General features: G+C 68.2%; 13 protein-coding genes. 4 read left to right on the forward strand and 9 right to left on the reverse strand.

Annotated features, from left to right (window positions below):
- Positions 1 to 5: 5 nt before the first annotated feature.
- From LXN57_RS42190 to LXN57_RS42200, 3 genes are read left to right on the forward strand one after another with little or no spacing between them, the layout of a single operon-like run.
- On the forward strand, positions 6 to 1,706 hold the full coding sequence (locus LXN57_RS42190) for an SDR family NAD(P)-dependent oxidoreductase (protein WP_251803922.1): 1,701 nt from the start codon (positions 6 to 8) through the stop codon (positions 1,704 to 1,706).
- Positions 1,707 to 1,760: 54 nt separating this feature from the next.
- Positions 1,761 to 2,558 (forward strand): alpha/beta hydrolase, encoded by a 798-nt coding sequence (locus LXN57_RS42195; RefSeq protein WP_251803923.1) that lies wholly within the window; start codon positions 1,761 to 1,763, stop codon positions 2,556 to 2,558.
- 28 nt (positions 2,559 to 2,586) lie between these two features.
- Positions 2,587 to 3,429, forward strand: a complete 843-nt coding sequence (locus tag LXN57_RS42200) for an alpha/beta fold hydrolase (RefSeq protein ID WP_251803924.1) — start codon at positions 2,587 to 2,589, stop codon at positions 3,427 to 3,429.
- 352 nt (positions 3,430 to 3,781) lie between these two features.
- On the opposite strand, the gene LXN57_RS42205 is transcribed toward LXN57_RS42200, so the two are convergent.
- Positions 3,782 to 5,245: a GGDEF domain-containing protein gene (locus LXN57_RS42205; protein ID WP_251803925.1), complete on the reverse strand. Its 1,464-nt coding sequence runs from the start codon at positions 5,243 to 5,245 to the stop codon at positions 3,782 to 3,784.
- A gap of 581 nt (positions 5,246 to 5,826) precedes the next feature.
- Here LXN57_RS42205 and LXN57_RS42210 point away from each other — a divergent pair.
- A protein-coding gene (locus LXN57_RS42210) for an IS3 family transposase (RefSeq protein ID WP_251803937.1) occupies positions 5,827 to 7,036 on the forward strand; the annotation gives its coding sequence in 2 pieces (ribosomal slippage) (positions 5,827 to 6,126 and positions 6,128 to 7,036; 1,209 coding nt in all).
- 1,269 nt (positions 7,037 to 8,305) lie between these two features.
- Here LXN57_RS42210 and LXN57_RS42215 read toward each other — a convergent pair.
- From LXN57_RS42215 to LXN57_RS42250, 8 genes are all read right to left on the reverse strand, one after another.
- Positions 8,306 to 8,518, reverse strand: coding sequence for a three-helix bundle dimerization domain-containing protein (locus LXN57_RS42215; protein WP_251803926.1), 213 nt, complete (start codon positions 8,516 to 8,518; stop codon positions 8,306 to 8,308).
- A 531-nt stretch (positions 8,519 to 9,049) separates the two neighbouring features.
- Positions 9,050 to 9,763 (reverse strand): HD domain-containing protein, encoded by a 714-nt coding sequence (locus LXN57_RS42220; protein WP_251803927.1) that lies wholly within the window; start codon positions 9,761 to 9,763, stop codon positions 9,050 to 9,052.
- An 80-nt stretch (positions 9,764 to 9,843) separates the two neighbouring features.
- Complete coding sequence (locus LXN57_RS42225) at positions 9,844 to 10,695, reverse strand: 3-hydroxybutyryl-CoA dehydrogenase (RefSeq protein WP_251803928.1); 852 nt, start codon at positions 10,693 to 10,695, stop codon at positions 9,844 to 9,846.
- Positions 10,692 to 11,681: a 3-oxoacyl-ACP synthase III family protein gene (locus LXN57_RS42230; protein ID WP_251803929.1), complete on the reverse strand. Its 990-nt coding sequence runs from the start codon at positions 11,679 to 11,681 to the stop codon at positions 10,692 to 10,694. Before LXN57_RS42230 ends, LXN57_RS42225 begins: the two co-directional genes overlap by 4 nt.
- Entirely contained in the window at positions 11,678 to 13,030 is a 1,353-nt protein-coding gene (gene ccrA, locus LXN57_RS42235) for a crotonyl-CoA carboxylase/reductase (protein WP_251803930.1), read from the reverse strand. Before ccrA ends, LXN57_RS42230 begins: the two co-directional genes overlap by 4 nt.
- Positions 13,031 to 13,106: 76 nt before the next feature.
- On the reverse strand, positions 13,107 to 13,739 hold the full coding sequence (locus LXN57_RS42240) for a 4'-phosphopantetheinyl transferase family protein (protein WP_285904736.1): 633 nt from the start codon (positions 13,737 to 13,739) through the stop codon (positions 13,107 to 13,109).
- Complete coding sequence (locus LXN57_RS42245; protein WP_251803931.1) at positions 13,736 to 14,773, reverse strand: sulfotransferase family protein; 1,038 nt, start codon at positions 14,771 to 14,773, stop codon at positions 13,736 to 13,738. Before LXN57_RS42245 ends, LXN57_RS42240 begins: the two co-directional genes overlap by 4 nt.
- Before the next feature lie 11 nt (positions 14,774 to 14,784).
- Positions 14,785 to 15,543 carry a thioesterase II family protein gene (locus LXN57_RS42250; protein ID WP_251803932.1) on the reverse strand — a complete coding sequence of 253 codons (759 nt, stop codon included), beginning with the start codon at positions 15,541 to 15,543 and terminating at the stop codon, positions 14,785 to 14,787.
- Between the last annotated feature and the right edge of the window lie 79 nt (positions 15,544 to 15,622).

Genomic DNA, 15,622 nt, shown 5'->3' on the forward strand with positions numbered 1-15,622 from the left:
GATCCGTGAACACCACCGTTTCGGCAGTGAACGCCCTGGGCCAGAAGGCGCCGTTGAGCCCCAGCTACGACACCGCGACCCGCGACGACGAGGCCTTCGCGAAAAACTTCGAACACCGCTTCACCACGATCGACGGACTGCAGATGCACTACGTCGCCGGCGGCGATGGCCCGCAGCCGATCGTGCTGCTGCACGGCTTCGGCGAGACCTGGTACGGCTACCTGCCCATCATGGCGGACCTGCTGCCCGGACACACCGTGATCGCCGTCGATCTGCCCGGCTTGGGCGACACCACCGGCGAACTACCGTCGCACGACAAGGCAACTCTTGCCCGGTACGTCCACCGGCTGCTGGACACGCTCGGCTTCACCCACGGCGTGCAGTTGGTTTCGCATGACGCTGGCGGCGGCATCGCCTTCGCCCTCGTCGAGCAGTGGCAGGAGCAGTTCTCCGGCCTGCTTGTGATGGACTTCCCGGTCACCGGCGGATCCCTCACCTACGACCAGGTCAAGCCACTGTCGTACCACTTCTCCTTCCACGCCGAGGAGCCCCTGTTCGAAGACCCGGTCCGAGGCCGCGAACGCCTGTATCTGGAAGTCGTCCTACCAGGCGATGTCCCCCCAGGCCGACCGGCCAATGTCGCCGGACGTCGTGACGGAATACGTCCGGGCCTACTCGCGGCCCGACGCTTTCCACAACGGCTCCCGCTTCTACCAGGCGTGGCCGCGAGACGTGCAGGACAACCGGCGGTTCATGGCCGAACCTCTCACCATTCCGGTGCACATTATCGCCCAAAAGCCGCTGCTCGAGGCGTTCCTGGCCGCGATCCGAGGCGCTGCACCCGACGCCACCAGCGAGGCTCTGAACACCGGGCACTGGATGTTGCACGAGGCACCCGACCAGGTACTCGCGGCGATCAACAAGTTCTTCGGCTACCCCCGCTAGAAAGAAGCACAGCCATGGCATCCGTACTCATCACCGGCACCTCCAGCGGCATCGGCCGGGCCACCGCCATTGAGCTCACCCGGCGCGGCCACCGCGTCATCGCCACCGCCCGCAACCCGCGCACCCTCGACGACCTCGACGTCGCCACCCGACTCGCCCTCGACGTCACCGACCAGGCGTCGGTGGACGCCGCGGTCGCCGCAGCAGGCGACGTGGACGTTCTCATCGCCAACTCCGCCCAGTACTTCCGAGCCGCGGTGGAGGAGACACCCCTGGACGAATTGCAAAACCTGATCGCCGTGAACACCATCGGAGCGATCCGGGCGACCCAGGCCGTGCTACCCCAGATGCGCCGGCGCGGCCACGGGCGTGTCCTGTTCCTCTCCAGCATCAACGGCCGCATGGCCTTCCCACTGGACGGCGCCTACTCCGCCACCAAGTTCGCCCTCGAAGCCCTCGCCGAGTCCCTGGCCCAAGAGACCGCCGCCCACGGCATCTCAGTCAGCCTGCTCCAACCAGGCCCGGTCGCCACCGGTTCCCTCGACAACGCCCGCGAACTGCGCGGCACCGAGGACGCATACGCCGAACTACACGCCCAAACCAGCTTCCCCGGCATGATCCCCACCGAAGAAGCAGCCGCCTTGATCGCCGACGCGGTCGAGGCCGACGATCTTCCGCTGCGCATCCCCGTCGGGGAGTTCGCCGGGCAACTGCTCGCTGCCCGCAAAGCCGCTCCCGACGAGCGTTCCTTCAGCGTCTGACCCGCAACCGCGGGCCGGCTCCAGCACTTCCACCCCAACGAAAGCGAGGCTGTCATGGCACCCGCGACACCCGTGGTCTTCATCCACGGTCTCTGGATCCACTCCTCCTCCTGGCAACCGTGGCAGGAACTCTTCGCCGCCAACGGCTACCTGCCCTCAGCTCCCGGATGGCCCGGTGACAGCGACTCGGTCGCCTCCACCCGGGCACACTCCGACGCCGTCGCCGGGATCGGCATCGACGACATCACCAGCAGCTACCGGGAACACATCCGTACCCTGCCGGCCAAGCCCATCGTCATCGGCCACTCCTTCGGCGGGCTGATCGCCCAGAAGCTGCTCGACTCCGGCCACGCTGCAGCGGCTGTCGCGATTGACCCCGGCCAGATCAAAGGCGTCAAACCCGTACCCCTGAGTCAGATCCGCTCCGCACTGCCGGTCCTCAGCAGGCCGGCCAACAAGAAAAAGGCCGTGGCGCTGACCGAGAAGCAGTTTGCCTACGGCTTCGGCAACCAGCTCAGCCGCACTGAATCCGATGCGCTGTACCGGCGGGTGACCATCCCCGGTCCCGGGCGGGTGCTCTTCGAAGGAACATCGGCGAACTTCACCAAGAACTCTCCCGCCGCCGTCGATGTGCGCAACAACGAACGCGGCCCGTTGCTGCTCATCGCCGGCACGAACGACCACACAGTGCCAGAAGTTGTGGTTCGCGCCGCCCACAAGCTCTACCAGCACTCCCACGCCGTCACCGATCTCGCAGTGCTACCGGGCAAGGGTCACTCGCTGGTGTTCGACAGCGGCTGGCGCGAAGTCGCCGACCGGACCCTTGCCTGGCTCCGCAGCCAGAACCTCTGACCACCCATCAGCTCGTAAGGAAGACATCATGAAACGCACCCTGCGTACCGGCATCATTGCCATGGCCCTCGGCACTGCCGCCCTACTCACCGGCAGCGGCGCCGCCTCAGCGTCCCAGGTCGCCACACACCAGGCCCAGACGGCGGCAAACCACACCGTCAAGCCGACCATCGTCACCGTGCACGGTGCATGGACCGACGCGAGCTCGTTCGCCACGGTCACCGGCATCCTGCTCAAAGACGGTTATCAGGTCCTCGACTTCGCCAACCCGCTGCGCTCCCTCAGCGGCGACTCCGCCTACCTCGCCTCCTTCCTACAGACACGGACGAGCGGGCCGGTCATTCTCGTCGGACACTCCTACGGTGGCGCTATCGTCGGCGAGGCGGCCCTGAGCGACCCGGACGTCCGTGGCCTGGTCTACGTGGACGCCTTCGTACCGGACCAGGGCGAAAGCCTGCTCCAGCTACTCAACAGCGCTGGCCCGGTGGACCCCGCCCAGTTGTTCGACATGGCACCGTACCCGCAGGCACCCGAGGGTGACGTCGACCTGTACCTCAAACGCGACGCCTTCGGCGTGGCCTTCGCCAACGGTTTGCCCAAGGCACAGCAGGCAAAGCTCTACGCCCAGCAACGACCCATCACCTTCAGCGCCGTCAATGAGCCGGCCTCCGCCGACCCCGCCTGGAAACAGCTCCCTAGCTGGTACGTCGCTGGCACCCAGGACGCCAGCATCCCTCTCAGCCTGCAACTGAGCATGGCCAAGCGTGCTGGCTCGTCCGTGACCAAGGTGAACACCGGTCACCTCGCCATGCTGGCCGCGCCGCAGACGGTGGCACAGGTCATCGAGAAGGCAGACCGCACAACAAGGTGAACCCAAGAGTCCGTCCCGGGCTGACGACCGAGACCAGCACCAGCCGGCATGGCGATGCCGACACCGTCATCGCCATGCCGGTCACCGAACCCGCCGAAAGAAGACTGCTCCACTGTGGCGACGTCCTCCACGTCCCGGCCCAACAATCAGGCACGGGCATAGCGTATTCACCGATCGGTGAGCAAGCTGGCCAACGCGGCGGCTCACCTCTGCGCCGTCGTACACCCAGCCGGCCTGCCACCATCCCAGCATCGCCGAAGACGTGCGCGACAGCGCCCCGGCCCTGTGACAGCCGTCCGGGGAAACGTCATAGACCCCTCCGGGGAACCCCCAACCGAGTGCCGTATCAGTACTAATAGGTTACGGGGCTTTCGGCGAGAGATGCCTTCACGAGACCTGAGTCAGTGCAAGCCACCCGGTTGCGCCCGGCGTTCTTAGCAGCGTAGAGGGCCCGGTCGGCGAAGATGATCAGAGATGTGGGGTCAGCGTCGCGTGCCGGCATGGGCGCCACGCCGATCGACACGGTGACGTGGTACAGACTGGACTTGGTCACCGCGATGGGCGCCGCCGCGACGCCTTGACGCACGCGTTCGGCGATTTCCTGCGCCTGCGTAATGTCGGCGCCGGGCAGCAGGATGGCGAACTCCTCGCCGCCGTAGCGGGAGACGATGTCGCCGGGTCGCACGAAGCGGCTGAGCCGGTGTGCTACCTCGACGAGGACGCGGTCGCCACCGTCGTGGCCGAAGGTGTCGTTGACCTTTTTGAAGTGGTCGATGTCGAGCAGCAAAAGGCTCATCGGGTTCCCGGACCGGACTGCGCGGATGGTCTCGTTGAGCAGGGCCTGGTCGAAGAAGCGCCGGCTGCGCAGGCCGGTCAGCCCATCAGTTATCGCGGCGTGGCGCTGGGCGCTTACCAGCCCAGCCATCCGGGCGATGACCAGCCAGAACAGTACGTTGCAGATAGTCGCGGCTATCAAAATATGCGGCTCACGGTCCCGCATGAGCTGCACGATGAGGCTGGTAGGCGCGATACTCGCGGCGGCCGCGAGCAGCGCGAGCCGGCTCATGGTGGCGTCCGGGCTTCGGGTGGAGGAACGTTCGGCCATCTTCGGCAGTGCCGGGTGCAGCACGCCGGCAGCGAGCAGAAAGCCCGAGGCCATCCAGATCGCGTCGAGCAAATTGCCCGCCTCGTAGGTGCCATTGAGCGACTGGATGCTGTAGGTGGTGTCGGCGAAGAGCACGAGAGCCAAGTACCCGCCGAAGAACGCCAGCGGAACAGGCCGGGGCCCGGCGCCGAGCAGCAGCCGGGCACCCACAGCAATCAGCATTAGGTCGCCGATCGGATAAGCGACCGAGACCAGGTTGGCGATGTTGTTCGCGGTGACGTCGATACTTGGCGTAATCACGAACTCATAGGTCAGATAGCCAGCGGAGACTGCCACGATTGCGGCGTCGATGGTGCTGGCACCGTCCCACTCGGGGGTGCGCTTGCGTACCAGGGCCAGCATGGCCGCCGCCATCAGCGGATAAGCAGCAACATAGCCGATGTCGGCGACGCTGGGATAAGCCACCGTGCCGTTGACGAGCGCGAGGAAATAGAAGACGACGTCCGCAGCGCCGCTGAGGAACGCCGAAGCGCTGATCAGCAGGAGGACCGTGCTCAGACTCCGGTGGCGGCGCGCCGCAACCAGGCAGCAGACGGCGAGCATGACGTTGGCGCTGACGTATACGGCGACCTGCAGCCCAGCCACTGAGTCACCGACCTGCAGCAGCGCGTAGTAGACGCCGACGACCATAGGCAGGGCGGCAAGGCACACCTGCCAAGGCTGCCGGCGCCGGTACGCTGCGACAGACACTGTTCGACTCATGGTCCCAACATGCCGCCGTCCCGGTGCGAAACGGTGGTTTCCCGGGTGCGATCCGGTTGCGACGGGCACCCGCGCGGGATGCGCAAACTGCCCTCCATCGAAGCAGAAAGCTCACCTTACGCAGGCGACGATGATGCCCCGCGGCGATCCAGCCGCCGGCGACCTGCCATGCGGGTCTGGGCAAAGCTGCCATCGGGTCAGGCCAGACATCCGGCTATAGCATCGCGGCGACAACCAGGGGTAGGTACGCAGCCATCGGCTTGCCATAGGTGACTCTCCACCAAACCCGGGGCTTGACAGTCCGACATCCTCGCTCTTGGTTGACGGGTGGTGTGCAACCTTGGTCGCTGGGTACCTGCCTGCAGGAAGCTCGCGGATCCGATGACCGAGAAACGGGTCACCGAGGAGCTGCGTGGCAGCGGTGAAGCAGTCCACGTCCGCAGTGACGACCCGACGGGCCTTCCCCCTTGATCTTGGACACTTGAACCTTGGATCGTGAGGTCCGGGTAGATCAGGAGTCCTGGAACAGCATGGCGAACAAGCACTATCCCGCACAGTTCAAGGCCGACGCGGTGGCGTTGTACCGGTCTCGGCCGGGCAGCACGATCGCGGTGATCGCCGACGATCTCGGCGTCAACCGGGAGACGCTGCGGAGCTGGGTCCGTGCCGATGACCAGCGCCGTGACGGCGGGTCCGGGCGGGGGCCCGCGGCAGCGGCGGTGAAGCCGGAGCCGGGTTCGGTGGAGGCGGAGAACGCCGAGCTGCGCCGGCGGGTCCGGGAGCTGGAGGAGGAGCGCGACATTTTGCGGAAGGCGGCCCGGTATTTCGCCGGGGGGAGACGCGCTGGTGAACCGCTTCCAGTTCGTCGCCGACCACCATGAGCGCTACGGCGTGAAGCGGTTGTGTCAGATCCTGGGCGTGGCCCGGTCGAGCTACTACTACTGGACGTCCACGGCCGAGGCGCGGGCGGCCCGGCAGGCTGCCGACACCGTCCTGGCCCGGCAAATCTGCAAGATCCATGCGGCCGACAACACCTACGGGGCGCCGCGGATCACCGCCGAGCTGCGCGAGCGCGGCACCGCGGTCAACCACAAGCGCGTCGAGCGGGTGATGCGCGGCATTGGTGTGCAGGGGCTGCGGCTGCGCCGCCGTACCCGCACCACGATCCCGGATCCGGCCGCGGTCAAGGCCCCGGACCTGATCGGCCGTGACTTCACCGCCTCCGCGGTCAACCAGCGCTACGTCGGCGACATCACCTACCTACCGGTCGGTGAGCGCGGGTTCCTCTACCTGGCCACCGTCATCGACCTGCACTCACGCCGCCTCGCGGGCTGGGCGATCGCCGACCACATGCGCACCGACCTGATCATCGATGCCCTCACCGCCGCCCGGCGCACCCGGGGCAGCCTGGCCGGCGCGATCTTCCACAGCGATCACGGAGCGCAGTACACATCGAAGGCCTTCGCCGCCGCTTGCGCGGCGGCCGGGGTGCGGCAGTCGATGAGCAAGGTCGGCAGCTCGGCCGACAACGCCCTGGCCGAGTCGTTCAACGCGACCTTCAAACGCGAGACCCTGCAAGGCCGCCGCGCGTTCACCGACGAACGCGACGCCCGGCTCACCAGCTTCCGCTGGCTGCACCGCTACAACACCGTCCGCCGCCACTCCCGGCTCGGACAGCAGTCCCCGATCACCTACGAGCGGATCCAAGAAAGATCAGCTACCATCACACAAGCCGCATAAACCCCGTGTCCAAGTTCCGGGGGTAAGGCCCGACCTGACCGGAGTCATGCCGTTGGCGGGGCGATGGATCGGGGAGCGGTTGATGTCGCTCTGGTGGTCGAACACGATTAGCGGCCGGCCAAGAGTGTCACCAGCGAAGAGCTCGAGGCCACCGCGACTGCCTTCCGGCAGGCGCCTGACGCGCTTCCGGGGAGAGGCAGGACGCGGTCGGCGCCACCGCGATCCTCACCGATCCCGACGGGCACGGGCATCACGTGGCGATGGTCCGCTACAACTACTGGCACCCTGGTGAGATCGTCTGCCAGTCCGGCTGCTGGAGCACCGCGTAGACGTCAGCGGCGGCGTGTGGGCTGCGCTCCGTGGCTGCCGCGAACTTCAACATCGTCACCCCCGACGACGAGAGCGGCGTCAATTACACCGTCATCGGGGCGGTGCGCACCGAGCGGGCGACTCCCAACCGCCATCGCGGTTCGCGGGGGCGACAGTGGCGGGCCGGTCTACACGCCAGGACGGGTCCACCGCGACCACCACGGGGATCGTGTCGGCAGGTAGCGAAAACGTCATGTACTTCCACGACCGGCCGATGTTCTTCGAGTGTGGGACCTGTCCTCGTACAACTCCCGATCCCAGCAGACGCCCCCGAGCGACGGCTGACGCATCCCGGCCGGCTTACGGCCGGGTGCGTCGTTGCGTGTCGGCTTATCTATCGCGGCCAGAAGGTGCCGACCGGCACCTGCACCCCGGCCTGTGCCTTGACCACGTCGGGCTCGATCCCGGTTACCTGCCGGCACGATACGGCGACGATCAGGGGCGACTCGACCCGCAGCTGGCCGAACTTGAGTTTCTGCTGGACCCAACGACGACGATCACTTCGACGAGCAGTTCCAGGAGCGGACGCTCGCATGGCGGGACCGCATCAGAGGGGTGCACTGGGACGCGGAATTTCTGCATAGCGCGACCCGCTGCGCCGCGGTGGGTGCCGGAGCCGCGGCGCAAACTTGATACGCCCAGGTGCGGGAGAAACTGGCGGCTTTTCGCCGACGATCAGCAAGAAGTGGCTCGACGACGATTTCGCCCGGCGGGGTGAGCATAGGGCAACCGACCGCCGGATCAACCGCTCCGTCGAAGCGAAGGGGGAACTCACTGGCGGCCCCCGTCGATCCGGCGGTGGAGAAGGGCTTGTCTCAGGCTCTGGTCATGGCCCTATCGGCTGGCGTAACCGCGCGAACTGGAGTTTGGTAATCGCTGTCCGCGTTCCGGCGAGCATCATCAAACGATAGGTACCAACGCGGCGAGAGTCACTCGTGCCTGACGCCGCATCAGGACCGGCACGTAGTCGCGGACCGGCGCGCCGTGCAGCCGGGTGTGTGCTTGGTGGACATGTTCAGTGATGACCGACTCCGCGACGTTCGGGAAGATCTTCGTCAGGTCATGGACCGTTTCGGCGAGAGCTTCACTCTCGCCGGTCGTCTCGTCGCTCATGCTTTGAGGTAAGCACCCCGGACCGGCTGCGGTCTACGTCCGCCCGGATGAACAACTCCCGCTTCAGGGCACGGGCCCGACCGGTAGGCGGGTCAGGCCGCCCACCCGGCCATGACAGCCGATATCAACCCACGGCCCGATACACCGGTTGCGCCGGATTGCGCGCTACGGCACCAGCAGCCGGCAGGTCCTGGAAGATCATGACGCGATGCACGTCGCAGGCGGTATCGGAGGCCGCCGACAACGTCGCGATAGCGGACGAGTCCAACGCGGTCACTTCCCACAAGTCGACCAGAGCCGTGCGGCCGGAGCCGATGCCCGGTTCGGCGCGGCCAGGGTCCGGTCTCGGGCGGCCGTCGAGTCCTCATAGGTGGACCTACGCCAAGACCGAGGCTATGGCGAAAGTGCGGTCAAAACTCGCGGAGATTGATCAACCAACGAACCAATCAATGGAGCCAAAGTCACGAGCCGCTGGTATCGATAGTCGCGAGCAGAGCCCAGCCCCCTTCGCGACCCGGGTTGGACACCTCGTTACCCGCCGCAATGCACAGCACGCCCACTCGAAGGCAGCATCGGGCACGGGCCCAGGCCCGACTCTGAGTAACTATCGTCTCGGGCCGGGGTCCACCCGGCTGCAGACCCTGCTCCCGATCGGCTACCAAGTGCTAGAGGCGTCGACGTCGACGTCGACAAACGTTGCTCGACCCGACGTCCGGCCGCACGCAGCAGCGGCGCTCGGCGTGAGTGGGCCTGTGCGTTGGGTGAGTCGGGGCCGTGTCGCCGCAGCATGTCGTCGAGGCACCGTTCGATCGTCATCGTTCGGCCGTGGGGTCCAACAGTCTGATCAGCGTAGGTCAGGGCATCGGCTACGGCCGTGTCTTCTCGTGTGAAGCCGGCGAGGCGGTCGGCCAGACCGCGGACCGACGCGACACACAATGCCTCGGAGTGGTGGGCTACCAGGGAAGCGATACGATTCGGCCAGCGCCGATGTCGTAGGTAAAGCCCGCCGTCGAGGGGGTGGAATCCGGTGTCGCGGACGTCTTCGGCGTAGCCGATGTCGTGCAGCCACGCCGCCGCGATCAAGGTCGCCGCGTCGGCTGGGTTGGAAACGGTGCCCGTGAGCTGTTCGGCACGCTGCGCAACTCCGGCGCTGTGCTGCCACCTTTCCGGCAGGTTGCGGAGAAGGGTGTGAGCCAGGTCCTGGGCTTTGAGCACCAGAATCGGAGCATCGACAACGGTGGCCATCTCCGTACGATAACCACCTTTCGGTCGGATATGACGTTAACGGGAGATGACCATAGGGCAACGCTGGAGTATTCGGCCGGTCAGTAGTCGAAGAAGCCGGAGCCGGTCTTGCGGCCGAGATTGCCGGCCTCGACGAGGTCGGTGAGCAGCTTCGGCGGGGCGTACACCGGCTCGGCGAATTCGGCGTGCAATGCTGCGGCGACCGACGCGATGGTATCGAGCCCGATCATGTCGGCGAGCTCCAGCGGGCCGAGCGGGTGGGAGCAGCCGAGCTTCATGCCCCGGTCCACGTCGTCGGCGGTGGCGTGGCCGGACTCGACCATGCGGACGGCCGCGATGAGGTAGGGCACGAGCAGCGCGTTGACGACGAAGCCGCAGCGGTCGGTCGAGTGGATCACCTGCTTGCCCAGGGCGTCGGCGGCGAACCGCTCGGCCTTTGCGGTCACTGTTGCCGACGTACGGTCGCAGGGCACGACTTCGACGAGCGGGAGAATCTGGGCGGGGTTGAAGAAGTGCATGCCGACCACCCGCTCGGGGCGCTCGGTGACGTCGGCCAGGGTGCCGATCCGCAGCGACGACGTGTTCGACGCGAGCACGGCCTCGGGGTCGGTGACCGCGGCGTCGAGCTCGGTGAATGCACGCTTCTTGAGCTTCTCGTCTTCGGGGAGCGACTCGATCACGATCTGGCGGTCGGCCAGCTCGGAGAAGCCGGCGGTAAAGGTGATGCGGCTGCACGCCTCGGAGCGGGCCTCGGGGGTGAGGCGGCCGCGGGCCACGGCTCGGTCGAGTGAGCGGACGATGCGTTCGCGGCCCGCATCGGCCGAGGCGGGCGAGGAGACCTTGACACGCACGTCGAGTCCGGCGCGGGCGCAGAGCTCGGCGATGCCGGCGCCCATCGTGCCGCAGCCGACCACGCCGACCCGGTCGGTCATCGGGTGCCGGTCCAGCGCAGCAGGGCCGCCCCCAGGCTCATGCCGCCACCGAAAGCGCACAGCAGCACCAGGTCGTCCTGGGCCAGATGGCCTTTCGTATTGGCGTCGTCGAGGGCCAAGGCCGCTGAGGCGCTGCCGGTGTTGCCGTAGCGCTCGAGTGTCCGATGGGTGTGGGCGTGATCCAGGCCGGACAGCGTGACCAGCTCGCTGAGCATCACTCCGTTGGCCTGATGGGGCACGAAGTGGTCGACATCGGCCAGGATGTGGCCGGTGCGCTCGACGAGCTTGCTGACGGCGCCGGGCACGTTGGCCATGACGAAGTCGCGGACGCCGCGGCCGTCCATCCGGAAGAGGTGGCCGCCGTCGTCGACGGTGTCGTGTGTGGTGGGCACGCGACTGCCGCCCGCCTCGACGCGAATCAGGCTCCGCGCGTGGCCGTGGCTGGACAGCTCGACATCGAGGAAGCCGCCGGTGTCGACCCCACCCACGACGGCCGCGCCCGCACCGTCCCCGAGCAGCACGACCGTCTTGCGGTCGTGAACGTCGAGGATGCGCGAGTACACGTCGGCGGCGATGACCAGTGCGTGCGTGCCGGGGTCCTGGGCGACCAGCGCCCGGGCCAGGGCGAGGGCGTAGACGTAGCCGCTGCACACCACGTTGACGTCGAAGCAGGCCGCGCCGTCCGCGTCGAGCAGGCTCTGCACGACGTACGAGGTGGGCGGTTGCGGCGAGTCCGGAGTCGATGTGGAGACGATGAGGTAGCGGATGTCGGCGGCGGTGAGCCCGGCCCGCTCGAGGGCCTGCCGTCCCGCGTGGGCGGCCAGGTCGGAGGTGGCTTCGTCGGGCGCGGCGTAGCGGCGGGTGACGATCTGGGTTTTGCGCTCGATCCATTCGGGGGTGACCCCGGCCGGGCCGGCAACATCCTCACCGGCGACGATCTGCTTCGGCACGTACGCGCCCGTAGAAAGGATGCCGATGCCCGTCATGCCGGCACCCGCGCGGTCGTCGCGTAGCGGCGCCACGACGTGAGCCGATCCTCGCCGATCCGGGCACGGGTTCCGGGGTCGGTGACGCCCAGGCCCTCGGAAGGGGCGAGGCACAGCACGCCGACTTTGCCGATGTGCGCGTTGCGCTGCACCAGGCGCAGCGCCTCGCCGGTCTCATCGAGGGGGCTGACGTCGGTGAGGACGGGCACCAGGCCGCCCTGCTTGAACAGCCGCGCGGTCTCCCACTGCTCCTGCAGGTTGGCGATGTGGCTGCCGATGACCCGCTTGAGGTTCATCCAGAGGTAGCGGTTGTCGTACTCGTGCTGGTATCCGGTGCTCGACCCGCAGGTCACCACCACGCCGCCGCGGCGCACGACGTGCACCGAGGTGCCGAAGGTCGACCGGCCGACGTAGTCGAACGCGATGTGCGGGTCCTCGCCCAGTTCGGCCCGGATGAGGCGGCCCAGCCTCTTGCCGTACTCGGCCGCCTGGGAAGTTGCGGCGCCGTCGCCGCCCAGGCCGATCTCGCGCCGGTCGATGACGACGTCGCAGCCCTGCTCGCGCAGGATGTCGGCCTTGTAGTCCGAGCTGACCACGCCGACCGCGACGCCGCCGCCGTTCTTGACCATCTGGACGGCGTAGCCGCCGAGGCCGCCGGTCGCGCCCCAGATCAGCACGATGTCGCCCTGCTTGATCCGAGCGCCGCGCTCGCTGACGAGCATGCGGTAGGCGGTGCCGGCGCACAGCGTGATCGACGCCGCTTCCTCCCAGGTGAGGTGGCCGGGCTTGGGGACCAGTTGGCTGGCACGGACGACGGTGTAGTGGGCCAGCCCGCCGAAGTTCGTCTCGTAGCCCCAGGCGCGTCCCTCGGGGCCCATCATGGCGTCGGCGTGCGCGGCTGGATCCTGGTCGTCGACGTAGGCGGGGCTCACCATCACGTGGTCGCCGGCGTTCCAGTGCCGGACGCCGTCGCCCACCTTGACCACCACTCCGGCCGCGTCCGAGCCGACCACCTGAAAGGGCAAGTCGTGGCGGGCGGCGTACCCGCCCTGGCGCCCCCACCGGGTCAGTGTCGTGAAGGTGGAGATCGGCTCGAACATCGCCGACCACACGGTGTTGTAGTTGATGGAGCTGGCCATCACGGCCACGACGACCTCGTCGGGCGCCAGCCGCGGCATCGGCACCGGTCCGACGTGCAGGGTCCGGCGTACGTCCTTGTCCTGAACGCCCGCGAACGTGCCGGCGTCGGACGCCCGCAGGTGCGCCGCGAGGAACTGCTCGGGAAGCGGGAGCCGGGTGAGCTCCTCCGGTGCGGCGCCTGAGAGCACCGCTTCGGCCAAGGGATCCATGAAGTCCTCGCGATCGAGTGAGCGGGTCATCCGATCGTGAGCGGCCCGGGCGGTTACTCCCACCCCTGGCACACCCCTAGGAATCGGCGATCGCCGTGACGACCAGGCCGTCCGACGCGACCCAGCGGCCGGTGAAGCCGGCGACCGGGCCGGGCACCAGCAGGGTGGCTTCGAAGTGGCCGGACGGGTCGAGCTCGATGCGGGCCTCGTGGAATTCGAGAAACCTGTGGGACAGCGGGAACCAGGCTTTGTAGACGGTCTCCTTGGCGCTGAACAGCAGTCTGTCCCAGGGGACGCCGGCGGGCAGGCGGCGGATGTCCTCCTGTTCCTCGGGCCGGGCGATGGCGTCAAGGATTCCCTCGGGCAGGGGAGCCGCCGGCTCGGCGTCGAGCCCGATTCCGCGTACGTCGCCGGCGGGGGCGACGGCGCAGCCCCGGAAACCGGCGCAATGGGTCATGCTGCCGACGATGCCGTCCGGCCAGCCGGGGGCGCCGCGCTCGCCGGGCAGGATCGGGGCGGGCGCGACGCCGAGCCGGCCCAGGGCGGTGCGGGCCAGATCCCGGACGGTGGCGAACTCGTTGCGGCGTTTGGCGACTGAGTTGGCGACCACGGCCTCCTCGGCCGGGAAGAGACGGACGCCGGGCCGGTCGGTGTACGCCTCTTCGGTGACCACGCCGGCCGGCAGGATCCGGGCGAGCAGGCCGGTCATCGGGCGGCGGCCGCAGCGAGCTCGGCGTCGATCGCTGCGCCGGGCGCGCAGGATCGGCGCAGAGCGGCCAGCAGCCGCGGATCGAGGGCCGACGAGCCGCGGTGCTGTCCGCCGTCGACCAGGCCCGCGGCCGCGGCCAGCCAGGTGTCCTTGGCCGGGATATCCAAGAACTCCGCCAGCCGTGACAATTCGCCCGGGGTGTCGGCCACCAGATCCTCGTACGAGGTCATCATCCACGCGTCGGCGGGCAACCGCAGCAGTTCGTCCGCGCCTTCGCAAGTCATCGCCGACCAGAGAGCACCGAACGCGGTGACCGGGACATCCCGCCGCAGCAGCCCGGGCAGGGCAGCCGGGTCGGTCAGCGCACGGCCGAGGTCGGGCGGGATGAGCCGCACCTGGTCGGGTCCGAGCTGCTCGGGCGTGGCGACGCCGGCGATCCGAGCCGCTTCCCGCCCGGCCAGCATCAGCCAGAAACCGGGGTGGTGGCTCATCGACAGCGCCGAGTCGGCGCCGTCGCGGGTGAGATAGACGAACCGGGCCTCGGGGAACTGCTCGCGCAGGCGCGGCAGCAAGCCCAGCGATCCGCCGGACCGTTCCACCACTACGGGCCGGTCGAACCGGGCGGCCAGCCAGGTGAACAGGTGGCGGTACTGGTCGGCGATCGGCCGGGCGGGCCAGCCGGAGATCTCGGCTGCGAGCTCGTCGTGCAGCCCGTCCGGGTCATCGGTGAGCATCGGCAAGGTCATCGTGCAGATCGCCGGGACGCCGTCGACCGAGTTGTAACGGCCCCTGCCGTACGGGTAGATGAACTCGGAGACCTTGAGGCCCTCGGCGACCATGATGTCCACCGCCGGGTCGGGGTCGCTGAGCATGCGCCAGAACTCGGCGCCGTCCGGCGCACCTTCGAGGCAACCCCTGTTCCGTACGGTGCTCAGCAGCTCGCTGAGGCTGAGAACCTCGGGATGCAGGCGGAGCATGCGGGAGAGCAGCGTCGACCCGCAGCGGCCGGTGCTGATGACGAAGGTGGGCGCCATGGCGGTCCTCCTCACAGCGACAGGGCGAGCAGCTGGTCGCTGATCAGGTTGATGACGGCTCGCTGATGCTGGGCGAGGAAGAAGTGCCCACCGTCGTACGAGTGCAGCTCGAAACCGCCGGTGGTGTGCTCGGACCAGGCCTGCGCCTCGTCGAGGCTGACTTTCGGGTCGCTGGTGCCGGTGAGCGCGACGATCGGGCAGCGCAGCCGCGGACCGGGCCGGTAGCGGTAGGTCTCGGCGGCGGTGTAGTCGCTGCGGATGGCGGGCAGGATCATGCGCAGCAGCTCCTCGTCGCCGAGGAAGCGGGAGTCGGTGCCGCTGAGGTTCTTCAGTTCGCCCACGAGGCCGTCGTCGTCGAGCAGGTGCACGGTCTCGTCGCGGTGCCGCGAGGGGGCGCGGCGGCCCGAGGCGAACAGGGTCACCGGCGCGATCCCCAGGCTCGTCTCCATCCGCACGGCCACCTCGAAGGCGAGGGTGGCGCCCATGCTGTGCCCGAAGAAGGCGAGCGGCCGGTCCATCAGGGAGCGCAGCGCCGCGTACGACTGGTCGGCCAGCTCGGCGATTGTCGCGAGTGGACGCTCCTGGCGCCGGTCCTGCCGCCCCGGATATTGCAGTGCCACCACCTGTAGCGTGGACTGCATGGCGTCGGAGACCGGGTAGAAGAAGCTGGCCGAGCCGCCCGCGTGCGGGAAGCACACGAGGGTGACGCGGCTGTCCGGCTCCTGATGGAAGCGGCGGATCCACGCGTTGTCGGCGGCGAGGTTGGTCATCGGGAGTTCGCTTTCGCTTGCAGGTACGGTGCGGTGGACAACCAGTCGTCGACGACCCGCGCGGTGGCGGCGGCGTTCT

Origin of the sequence: Paractinoplanes hotanensis, assembly GCF_023717965.1 — a bacterium.
Lineage (GTDB): Bacteria > Actinomycetota > Actinomycetes > Mycobacteriales > Micromonosporaceae > Actinoplanes > Actinoplanes polyasparticus.

What these genes read in the sequence shown, in the direction of transcription:
- LXN57_RS42200 (WP_251803924.1), top strand. Translation starts at nt 2,587, where the DNA reads ATGAAACGCACCCTGCGTACCGGCATCATTGCCATGGCCCTCGGCACT.
- LXN57_RS42245 (WP_251803931.1), bottom strand. Translation starts at nt 14,773, where the DNA reads ATGGCGCCCACCTTCGTCATCAGCACCGGCCGCTGCGGGTCGACGCTG.
- ccrA (WP_251803930.1), bottom strand. Translation starts at nt 13,030, where the DNA reads ATGGATCCCTTGGCCGAAGCGGTGCTCTCAGGCGCCGCACCGGAGGAG.
- LXN57_RS42195 (WP_251803923.1), top strand. Translation starts at nt 1,761, where the DNA reads ATGGCACCCGCGACACCCGTGGTCTTCATCCACGGTCTCTGGATCCAC.
- LXN57_RS42230 (WP_251803929.1), bottom strand. Translation starts at nt 11,681, where the DNA reads ATGACGGGCATCGGCATCCTTTCTACGGGCGCGTACGTGCCGAAGCAG.
- LXN57_RS42215 (WP_251803926.1), bottom strand. Translation starts at nt 8,518, where the DNA reads ATGAGCGACGAGACGACCGGCGAGAGTGAAGCTCTCGCCGAAACGGTC.
- LXN57_RS42250 (WP_251803932.1), bottom strand. Translation starts at nt 15,543, where the DNA reads ATGACCAACCTCGCCGCCGACAACGCGTGGATCCGCCGCTTCCATCAG.
- LXN57_RS42220 (WP_251803927.1), bottom strand. Translation starts at nt 9,763, where the DNA reads ATGGCCACCGTTGTCGATGCTCCGATTCTGGTGCTCAAAGCCCAGGAC.
- LXN57_RS42225 (WP_251803928.1), bottom strand. Translation starts at nt 10,695, where the DNA reads ATGACCGACCGGGTCGGCGTGGTCGGCTGCGGCACGATGGGCGCCGGC.
- LXN57_RS42240 (WP_285904736.1), bottom strand. Translation starts at nt 13,739, where the DNA reads ATGACCGGCCTGCTCGCCCGGATCCTGCCGGCCGGCGTGGTCACCGAA.